The sequence below is a fragment of the Nostoc sp. T09 genome (assembly GCF_002154695.1).
Classification (GTDB): domain Bacteria; phylum Cyanobacteriota; class Cyanobacteriia; order Cyanobacteriales; family Nostocaceae; genus Aulosira.
In genome coordinates this window covers 1-10,660 of sequence record NZ_MTAV01000011.1, presented here as the reverse complement: position 1 = coordinate 10,660, position 10,660 = coordinate 1, and the positions used below count along the sequence as shown (strand labels likewise).

General features: G+C 42.6%; 9 protein-coding genes. 5 read left to right on the top strand and 4 right to left on the bottom strand.

The window, feature by feature from the left end:
- Positions 1 to 273: 273 nt before the first annotated feature.
- From BV372_RS03930 to BV372_RS03915, 4 genes are all read left to right on the top strand, one after another.
- Positions 274 to 789, top strand: coding sequence for an MgtC/SapB family protein (locus BV372_RS03930; RefSeq protein WP_086683578.1), 516 nt, complete (start codon positions 274 to 276; stop codon positions 787 to 789).
- Positions 790 to 1,166: 377 nt separating this feature from the next.
- Positions 1,167 to 4,850 carry a PAS domain S-box protein gene (locus BV372_RS03925; RefSeq protein ID WP_086683576.1) on the top strand — a complete coding sequence of 1,228 codons (3,684 nt, stop codon included), beginning with the start codon at positions 1,167 to 1,169 and terminating at the stop codon, positions 4,848 to 4,850.
- Between the two features lie 1,027 nt (positions 4,851 to 5,877).
- The gene (locus BV372_RS03920; RefSeq protein WP_086683572.1) at positions 5,878 to 6,156 is read left to right on the top strand and encodes a hypothetical protein; all 279 of its coding nucleotides are present in this window, start codon (positions 5,878 to 5,880) and stop codon (positions 6,154 to 6,156) included.
- Between the two features lie 53 nt (positions 6,157 to 6,209).
- Positions 6,210 to 6,533 (top strand): muconolactone Delta-isomerase, encoded by a 324-nt coding sequence (locus BV372_RS03915; protein WP_086683569.1) that lies wholly within the window; start codon positions 6,210 to 6,212, stop codon positions 6,531 to 6,533.
- Between the two features lie 44 nt (positions 6,534 to 6,577).
- Here BV372_RS03915 and BV372_RS03910 read toward each other — a convergent pair whose 3' ends face one another.
- From BV372_RS03910 to BV372_RS03900, 3 genes are all read right to left on the bottom strand, one after another.
- Entirely contained in the window at positions 6,578 to 7,705 is a 1,128-nt protein-coding gene (locus tag BV372_RS03910) for a glycoside hydrolase family 43 protein (RefSeq protein ID WP_256973079.1), read from the bottom strand.
- Between the two features lie 31 nt (positions 7,706 to 7,736).
- Positions 7,737 to 8,546 (bottom strand): phytanoyl-CoA dioxygenase family protein, encoded by an 810-nt coding sequence (locus BV372_RS03905; protein ID WP_086683563.1) that lies wholly within the window; start codon positions 8,544 to 8,546, stop codon positions 7,737 to 7,739.
- A 561-nt stretch (positions 8,547 to 9,107) separates the two neighbouring features.
- Positions 9,108 to 9,707: an MBL fold metallo-hydrolase gene (locus BV372_RS03900; RefSeq protein WP_086683560.1), complete on the bottom strand. Its 600-nt coding sequence runs from the start codon at positions 9,705 to 9,707 to the stop codon at positions 9,108 to 9,110.
- 155 nt (positions 9,708 to 9,862) lie between these two features.
- On the opposite strand from BV372_RS03900, the gene BV372_RS35000 reads away from it, so the two are divergent.
- On the top strand, positions 9,863 to 10,090 hold the full coding sequence (locus tag BV372_RS35000; protein ID WP_143844960.1) for a hypothetical protein: 228 nt from the start codon (positions 9,863 to 9,865) through the stop codon (positions 10,088 to 10,090).
- Positions 10,091 to 10,144: 54 nt separating this feature from the next.
- Here BV372_RS35000 and BV372_RS03895 read toward each other — a convergent pair.
- Positions 10,145 to 10,660, bottom strand: a 516-nt coding sequence (locus BV372_RS03895) for a WD40 repeat domain-containing protein (protein WP_143844958.1), incomplete at its 5' end; no start/stop codon positions are given.

Below are 10,660 nucleotides of genomic sequence, written 5' to 3'. Positions count from 1 at the left end.
GGGAAGAAGGAATAAAACTGTACTGAGTTTTTTTCAAAAATCAAATATGAGTCCTATAGTTGGGAAAATTATGTCGGGAAGAGGAAGAGCCTTATGCTTATTTCGGGTATAGTAATTTACTTATAGATAGATAAATTTTGTTAAATTAATTTTAACGTGTAGTAATTCTACAGTTATGTGACTCGAGCTAAATGTTTCTCAAGATTATGATTAGCCTCTAGCCTACTGAGAATAGGCGCAAAATTCAGTTTTATCGCTAGGAGTAATAAGGCAATGGGACCGATGTTTATTACTGCCGATGATTGGCTACATATAGCATTCAGACTGACTCTGGCATTGATAGTAGGCTGCATGATTGGATTGAACCGTCAGCAAGGAGGTAGACCAGCAGGAATGAGAACATTTATGTTGGTAAGTATGGGAGCAGCACTATTTGTGATGATACCGTTGCAGGCTGAAGGCGACAGTCCCTATGCAGCTACCAATGCATTGAGTCGCACAATTCAAGGTGTAGCTACTGGTGTGGGATTTCTCGGTGCTGGATTGATTCTGCAAGAGTCTCCAAGAAAATCTACTGTGCCAAAAGTCCGCGGCTTAACTACAGCCGCCTGTGTCTGGACTGCGGCGGGATTGGGAGCAGCGATAGGCTGCGGTTTGTGGCAAATGGGATTATTGGGAGGGGTACTAACCCTAATAACCCTGAGTGGAGTTAAACGACTCAATCGCTCATTTTTTAGCCAGGGAGGTCACAATAAAAAAGAAAATACTGCGGATGAAGACGATGATTAATATCAAATTAAACTTCGCCCAAATTGAGAACTGAAGTTTTTCAAAAGGGAACAGGGAACGGGGAACGGGGAACAGTATAGGATTTGGGAGCAAACCCCTATCAAGAAAAAACTATGGTTTTCAAAGTAGACGCGGTTTAGTATAGGTGCGTAGATGCAAAGCAATTTGTCGTCAGACATCACTTGTCGATGTATTCCCAAAATATTAAGTAAAATCAACCATTAAGTAAATGCTCGGGTACAACCCTCTCCACTAAAATTGAGGCAGAATTGGCATCTGTCTTTGAGGAACTGAGTAACTCTGACTGTGCAGTATTGCAAGTTGAGAGCCAACAGCTTCTCAAAAAAGACTTGACAGAAAAATAAGGAGAGGGATCTGTGACGGAGGAAAGCAAAGCAACTGAAGCGCAAATCACTGAAACAACGGTGAATAGAACTAGTGACATAGCTTGCTTGCCGCCTGTTGCAGCACCTGAATACTGGGAAAGCATTCTCACAAGCATCAGTGACGGTTTTTGGGTACTAGATCGTGAGTGGCGTTGTACTTACATTAATGAGCCACAGGCAAAAATGTTAGGAATGCCTAAGCATGAAATTTTAGGCAAGAATATTTGGGACTTATTTGCAGGCATAATTGACACCGAGATATATATTCAATTACACCGAGCGATCGCTGAACAAAAGTCTGTACATTTTGAGCATCACCGCCCAAGGCAAGCAGGCTGGTTGGAGAGTAGAGCTTATCCGTTTGCCGACGGTGTATCTGTTTTAACTATTGATATTACTGAACGGAAGCGAGCAGAGCAGGCATTAGAAGAGAGATCCAACTTTATGGAACTGCTGGCACAAATGAGTCCAGGGTTGTTGTATCTCTATGATGTGGTTGAGCAGCGAAATATCTACATTAATGCGCGATCGCGCGATTTTTTAGGTTACCCACCCGAAACAGTTTTGGCGATGGGGCGTGAGTTTATGGCTCAAGTCATGCATCCAGATGACTTGGCAATTATGGCTGTTCACCTTCAACGGCTGAACGCCTGTGCAGATGGCAGTTACCTGGATATAGAGTATCGAATGCGCCATATTAATGGTGAATGGCGTTGGTTTAGCAGCCGCGATACTGTATTTAGCCGCACCGCTGAGGGAGGAATCCATCAAATTTTGGGCACGGCTGAAGATATTACAGAGCGCAAACGCACAGAAGCGGCATTGCGTGATAATGAAGAACGCTTTCGTAAAATATTTGAAGCATCTCCTTTAGGAGTGAGTCTAATTGATATTAACGGTAAATTTCTGCAAGCTAATCAAGCCTACTGTGAAATGTTGGGCTACAGCGAGCAAGAATTATGTCAATTGACCTTTGCAGATATTACTCACCCTGAAGATGTAGAAGCTGATGTGAATTGTGCCCAGCAGATATTCAAAGGTGAAATTTCTAGTTACCAAATTGAGAAACGCTACATCACCAAAAATGGCGAGATTATCTGGGTACATCTTAATGCTACAGCTATTTTTGACCAACAAGGACAGCTGAATTATTGCTTTGCAATGGTTGAGAATATCAGCGAACGCCAAGCCACCTTGCGCGATCGCGAACAAACTGAAGATGCGCTACGAGAACGAGAACGACGCTTCAGCACTTTGTTTAATGGTATGGAAGATTGGGTGCTGGTGTATCATCTGACTCCTGACTATCAACCCGGAAAATTAATTGAAGTCAACGAGCAGGCTTATAAAAAGCTAGGCTATAGCCGCGAAGAACTGCTAACAATGTCAGTTGCCGATATTATTGGCTCACCCGCAATTAATCCCAAAGCTCATGTCGAAAAGCTACTAGCCGAAAAACGTATTATTGTAGAATCTGTTCACACCACAAAAGATGGCCGCCACCTTTGTGTTGAGGTGAGTGCAACACTATTTACATTAAACGGCTTGCCGACTGTGCAGTCAATTTGTCGAGATATTACCGAGCGCAAACGCGCACAGGAAGCTCTGCGCGAGAGTGAAGAACACCTGCGGCTGGCATTAAAAGCTGCCCGCATGGTTGCTTGGACTTGGAACCGCAGCACAGATGCGATCGAGCGCTCACAAACAGCCTGTGATGTTTTGGGTATACCGCCGCAAATGCTAACTCAGCGAGGAGAAGAACGCTGGAATCTTGTTTACCCCGAGGATTTACCATTTTATCAAGCAAAGGTGGAACAGGCGATCGCTTCCTTGGGAAGTTACACTTCTGAGTTTCGCATTATTCGACCAGATAACGGTGAAACGATCTGGGTAGAAGAGCGAGGACAGGTAATCTGCGATCAACAAGGGCAGTTTATTGGTCTGAAGGGGGTACTGTTTAATATTAGCGATCGCAAGCGCTTAGAACTCGCGCAACAGTTGCTCGCACAAGCAAGTGCTGTATTAGTAAGTTCTTTAGATTATCAAAAAACCCTGGCAAACATTGCTCGTCTGATTATCCCAACTTTGGCTGATTATTGCTTTATTGATATTGTGGCTACCGATGGCAAAATTCAGCGCGTCGCCTCACAACAGCGCAACCCCGACAAACAGGCTTGGTTTAGTCAAGTCCAAAATTATCTGCCACCCCAAGACTTAGAGACACACCCAGTTATTGCTGCAATCAAGAGTGGTAAAAGCATATTTGTTCCAGAAGTTACGGATGAGTGGATGCAAGCGGCGGCTCAGAGTCCTGAACATCTGAAATTTATCCAAAGCTGTAAGTTGTATTCTCTGATGACTGTGCCATTTATTGCCCGCGGCCGGACTTTGGGAACTTTAACTTTGTGTACAACAAGTGAGTCTGGCCGCTATTATCAATATGCAGATTTAGTTTTAGCAGAAGAGCTAGCCTATCGGGCGGCTTTGGCATTAGACAATGCTCAACTATATCAACAAGCACAGGAAGCCAACCGCATCAAAGATGAATTTTTGGCAGTGCTTTCTCATGAATTGCGATCGCCCCTGAATCCAATTTTAGGTTGGACAAACCTACTCCAGACAGGCAGATTAGACCAGCAAAAAACTGAGCAAGCCTTGGAAACCATTGAGCGCAATGCCAGATTGCAAACGCAACTGATTGAAGATTTGTTAGATATCTCGCGGATTTTACAAGGCAAAATTGTTTTAAATGTTGGGGTGGTGAATCTGGCGACAATGATCGAAGCTGCTTTAGAAACAGTGCGTTTAGCAGCCGAAGCCAAAAATCTTCAAATTCAAATCATTCTGGACGCTGATGTTGGGCAAGTTTTAGGTGACACGGTGCGCCTGCAACAGGTTATCTGGAATTTCCTCTCGAATGCTGTGAAATTTACTCCATCTGGCGGAGAGGTAGAAATCCGATTGGCAAAAGTTGGCAATCAAGCTGAGATTCAGGTAAGAGATACTGGTAAAGGCATTGCTCCCCAGTTTCTACCCTATGTATTTGATTGCTTTCGTCAAGAAGATGGCACAACTACCAGACAATTTGGTGGCTTAGGTTTGGGACTAGCGATCGCTCGCCATCTTACCGAACTGCATGGTGGTACAGTCCAAGCCGAAAGTGCAGGTGAGGGCATGGGTGCAACCTTTAAACTTAGATTACCATTAACAACCAATGACCCACCACCTACTCAGAATCATGAACGACTATTTGAACCCTGTGATTTGAGCCAGTTACGAATTTTAGTTGTAGACGATGAAGCCGACATCCGAACTTTACTGGCGATGATTTTAGAACAGTATGGGGCAGAGGTGAAAGTAGCAGCATCGGCAGTAGAAGCATTTATCATCCTCGAACGGTATCAAGCAAATCTGCTGATTAGCGATATTGGGATGCCAAATATGGATGGTTATGCGCTGATGCGGCAAATTAGAATGCTACCACCAGAGCAACAAATGCCTGCGATCGCACTTACCGCCTATGCCGGAGAATACGATCAACGCCAAGCTATAATCGCAGGGTTTCACTTGCATATTGCTAAACCCGTAGCACCACAAGATTTAGTTAGGGCGATCGCGCAGGTGATTAGTGAGACAAATACAGCCACTTTCAAATCATCAGGACACACATCGTAGGTAGCGATCGCCCGCCCACAACAATAAAAATTCTTTACTATACAGCAACTTGCTGTAAATTATATAGTTAAGCAATCCTAAATCAGTTGTGAACTTACTTGTTGAGGCAGGGAACAGGAAATAACGATGTACAGGTGTACTTGTTTTTTTCACAAATCAAATAGTACTGCTATAGGAATCCGATTTGATTATTGAAAAATCTGTGTATATGTAGGGGAGCTAGTGACGGGTACGCAGGGGTTCCCCTACGTATCTTTCAGAAATCAAGTATGAATCCTAGATATTCCAATATACATTTGTTAACAGAAATTATTTACAACCATTAGTATTAGCTTCAGTAGTAAAAATCATATTTCATCTTATTTAATCAGATAAAACAGTTAAGGCAATATTAATCAGTAATAATAACTATAAAAATATAAATATAGACTAACAATTTCCTACTATCAAAACAGTAGCTTTACGGATTGATTGGCGAATAATTAAAGTTAAAAATAATATTTATCAAACCTATTTTTTCTCATGGTTTGCTGAATTCAGTAATATCATCTTCAGTGAATTAGTTATGCTCGCCAAATATTTGCAAAAACCTAAAAGCCTTCTAGGGTGCTTATACCATTTCACTTTAATGATGATAAAAATACCTGGGTAGGGGTTTAGCATTGCTAAACCCCTACGCGAAATCTATATGTATCAAGATTTTCGTGAATTGGTATTACTCTAACTGATCTCTGCTGTATGAACGAGCAGTGTTTAACAGGGCATCACATAACTACTATAAAAATGCAATTGTTATCTTATATAGTTGTTCTAAAGCCATTTATGAAAAATCTTACTTATTGTAGAGGTAATGCTCAGCAAAACCGGATATGCTGTGCAATACCCATCCACAGATATTTCAAAAAACAAATAAGAATCCCATATATAGATTCCAATATTTTTGCAAATAGACTGGGGTATTACTAGTCAATGGCATTGAGTATATGCTGTACAAACTTTAGCGCATCACTAGTTTTGTGCTCAACTAATGGATAACGAGAAATTATTTCGTGCTTGTGTAAATCAACTAACGATATTAGGTATCCCAACTGAACAATATCTCAACGGAGATTACTTTGGGATAAACTCGCAAAAACTGGCAAATGGCTTGTGGGAAATCTGGGTAATTCTGGAATGGGATCAATATCTCACTAACTGGAATTGTGGGGTAAAGTGCATTGTTTCCGAAAATTTACAAATTAAACAATGTACGCTCCTTACCCAAAAGCAAGAAGGTAGCATAATTGAGCATTTTCAATACCCTTAAATATATAATCTTCCTCAGGTAGTATATCTACTGGTTAGTTAGGGAAGTTAATTATGCTATATCACTTAGATTTTCAAGTAGAGTATGCTGATGAAACATCTCAGGCAGAACTTTTTGCAATTTGGGCAGAAGAAGCTGATGCTGCCCTGAAAGCAAAAGAGGCTGGGGTAGTTGTAGACTTATGGAAATGTGTTGGCGTCCGAAGAGTAATTGCGATTGTTAATGTTCCTACTCCTGATGTGCTGGATCAAATTCTGTTGGATTTACCCATCATGCAGAAAAATGGTCAGCATGTTCAGATACAGGTGACTCCCCTGAGAAGATATGAAGACTTTGCTGCCGATATTAAAGCGCGTTTGGACAAAAAGGAAAAATAGAAAATCAATAGCGATCGCACTGACTCCTGTAATCTCCGCATCAGCTAATCATCATTTCCCCTGCGTCCCCCCGTCTTAGTATCGATAGTCTGTGGCGTCCAGGTGGGACCGTTGCAACTTGGCCCATCTGCTGTCCAGATGAGTTTATCTAAGTACATTTGCCGTGCTGCCATATTCTTTGGCCAAGCATGGTAGACAATGTATTCAGTCTCGCCATCCGGAGCCAGCACAATTGAATTGTGTCCAGGCCCCATTACATAACCTGGCACAGACCGCAGCACTCTTGGCCCTGTTTCGTTACCTGCATCCGAGTAAGGCCCCATTACATTGTCGGCAACTCCATAATCGACACCATAATTTTCAGTTTCCCAGCGTCCACCGCTATAAAAGCAGTAGTACCGACCTTCATGTTTGCGAACACAGGGACCTTCCAAAGTATGCCAATCAAAGATTTCACCATACATCAAACGGTTGGCTAAAAACCGCTGCCAATCGGAACGCGCGCGCAAGACGACTTTGCCATCACCGGAAAGCTTTGTCATCTCTTCAAGCCGGTCTACAACCAGCGCCGTACCAGCACGCACACCGCCTTCTGTATCTAGAAAATCACGGGCGTAAAATAGATACCACTGCCCATCGTCATCGCGAAATGGGTGAGGATCGATCGCAAAAGAGCAAGACTGAGGATCTACTAACGGTTTGCCAGTATCCTGATATGGCCCCACAGGATGATCGCTGACAGCTACGCGCAATTGATGATTTTTATCCTCATGTCCCACAGAGTAGTAGAGATAAAACTTGCCGTCGTAATAAGTAACTTCAGGTGCCCAAAAATTATCACCAAGGGCCGGGTCTGGTCGCAACAGTGCGTTGTCAACAAAATGCCAATTCACCAAGTCGAAGGAACGTAACAGCGGAAAAACACGTAATTTAGTAGAGTCAATGCCTACCACCGGGGCTACTTCGTCTATCATTCCTTCCGCTTCTGCCGGGCCAGTTCCGATCGCATAGTACACACCTTGGTACTCCCATACAAACGGATCGGCAAAATAGTCTTCATAGACTGGATTATTGTAAGTTAGCATTTCGGTAACAGTTTTAAGCAGGATGAAAATAACAAATCTTCCCCAATTTTTCTGCTTGTTTCCTCTATCTATGTACTGGTTAAGCACGTAGGGTGGACATTGCCCACCCTACGATTTTTTAGTACTTGAAGTTTACGTAAGTTTCTACTTTTTCCTTTGGTAACTGATCGACTACCTGACAGCGCAACATCTGTCTCAACTTCTCTGGTAGGCTTTCATAGTAATCTCGCTCAAGAGTTAAATCCACTTTTGGCGTGTGCAGCCAATGCATAACGTAACCCATAACTACCATCGGTCTTGGCTGGCTGGTGCGATTTGGTGAACCTCGGTGCAACGCCAAAGGCGTGCGAATCATTACGTCACCTGGCTGCATATAAAAAGATTCCATCGGAATTTCACCAGTGGCAATTTTCCTGAGTCCTTCTTCCCGTGGTATGACATGGGTTCCACGCGCCATTTGGAACGGGCCGTTCTCTGAGGTTACTTCTACAAGTGGGAAATTAACTGCTAAGGCGTAAAGCGGCGTTACTATGTTATCCGTGAATAGAGTGCGATAGTCCCGATGGGTTTCCTGATAATCCGAACCCTGGAAAGGAACATCAACACCCAACTGAACCATAACGTATTCTTGGTAAAATACCCGTTCCAGAATACCCATAATCACGGGATTGGCGAAAACTTCTGTATTAGCAAACGGGGAAATCCAAGGTAATGTCAGATAATAGCGGGCAATTTCCCGGGGAGCTAACCCACCGGGTTGATTTTGACGATCTCGAAATAATTTATCAAAAGCTTGTGCCCACTCACCAATTAGGTTTCTATCAAAAACACCGCGAATTACACAAATTCCGTCTCGATTTAGATCTTCAACAAATCGATCGAGGTCGGTAGCCGTATAGTTAGCTATACCGCTTATAGTTTTAACCATTTTATTATCCTCTTCTATTTAAGATGTGATAGTAGTCCTAAAGCATTAGTGAAAAAACCATAATCTTATAGGCTGGGCATTGCCTACCAAAACATAAATCTGTGAGTAATGCTTTGCCTAAAAAGGTTTCACAAATTCATTAGGACTGCTATAGAGTTGATTTTAATCAGACTCTTAATAGCAACTTTTTGTAATTGTTTGTCGATAATAGCGTATTAATCTCAAAATTAGCTTGTTACTTTTTCAAGCTTTAGGCTGTAAAAATACCTAAACAACTCAATAAGAAATTGACTAAGCAAAATATTAGTAAGCCAGGATATAGTCAACACTATTAGCGTAGACAAAGCAATATTCATTGCAGATTTTTTTAGCTCAAATTTCTGCAATTTCCGGCTGAAACTGCTTAGGCAATTCAGTTTACACTCGCTGTAGCCTATATACAAAGGTATACGCCCTTAGCAGTATGGTGATGCTAGGGCTGTTACCAAGTCAGGGCAAAATGTAACAAGCTGTAAATAATAATTACAATTAATTTCTAACTTGACAATTGCCCCAACCTACTCACAAAGTTGCCACAAGTTCTTTTAAGCGATCGCGTCCATCTCGAAAAACTGACCAACCATCTCCGACTAAAATGGTTTCTACCTGAGTCAATTCTGCCAATCTCTGCACTGATGCAACTGCTTCTTCTAGATTCCACAGCTTTTCATTTGGCAAGATTGTTAACGTACCAGCTTTATGGGCGCGCACCAAATCCCCAGTAATTAAAGTTGTTTCCTCTAGCAACAGCGCTAGTTCACCCGGAGTTTTAGAACCTTTAAGTTCAATCACCTTCAATCCTGGGACTACTTCCTCACCATCAGCCAGCCAGCGATCGCAATGTATGGGGAAATTATCTTTTTCTCCTACTGGCCCTGCTATTTTGGCATAAGTTTGTTTGGCTATTTCTTGAGCCGATCTGACATGATCGGAGTTAGTTAGTACAATCCAAGCTACACCACCAAGGGATTCTAGGTGATTCCAATCATGGTTCGATAAAGCTACTGGATCAATCAGGATATTGCCACCGGGACGAATCCAAGCAACTCCATTGAAATCTATATTTCTTGCCGGATTGAAATGAGACCAACCATAGAGATCGGGACGATGCAGAGATTTCATGTTGATTTTGGCTCAATACCTGCAATTATTCAGTATCGGTAAATTCAACCTATAAATCAAGCAAGAGAACTGATTTTGCAAAGGCGATCGCCTGAAATCAATCAACAAATGCGATCGCACTACTCGCTAACATTACGATCAAACTCACAAACGCGATGTCGGACGACAAGCCGCTTCGTGTCTACGCACTTTTCATAATTTCAAATTGGTATCGTGTCGATCGTCTTCAACATCGTGTTGATCGTCTTCAACATCGTGTTGATCGTCTTCAACATCGTGTTGATTGTCTTCAAAGTCGTTTTGACGAGTTTCTCTGGCTTAACCCGACTTACAGTAAAGGCGATCGCTGGGAAATATCACAGGCGATCGCACCGATCAAATAATCTCCATTTATCCTTATTTCTTCCCTTCTGCCTTTTGCCCCCTGCCCTCTGCCTTCACTTCAGATCATCGCAGAGATGCCTATCGCTCTCACTCAAATTCACATTCGGATTCTTTAAATAAAGTTGCAACCACCCACAACCCCGCACCAACAACTCATCTAAATTCTCCACAGGCCACAACCGCGCTGTTTTGTCCAAGGAGGCGGTGGCGATGGTTTTGCCATTAGGGCTAAATTTTACTTCATAAATACTGGACTGATGCCCTTTGAATTCTTGTAAAAGCTGCCCTTGCAGGTTCCACAACCGCGCTGTTTTGTCATCAGAGGCGGTGGCGATGGTTTTGCCGTCGCGACTGAAACTCACACCCCAGACACTGCCTTGATGCCCTTTGAATTCTTGTAAAAGTTTACCTTGCAAGTTCCACAACCGCGCTGTTTTGTCCGATGAGGCGGTGGCGATGGTTTTGCCGTCGGGACTAAAACTCACATTATTGACACTGTCCTGATGCTTTTTGAATTCTTGTAAAAGTTTACCTTGCAAGTTCCACAACCGCGCTGTTTTGTCCGATGA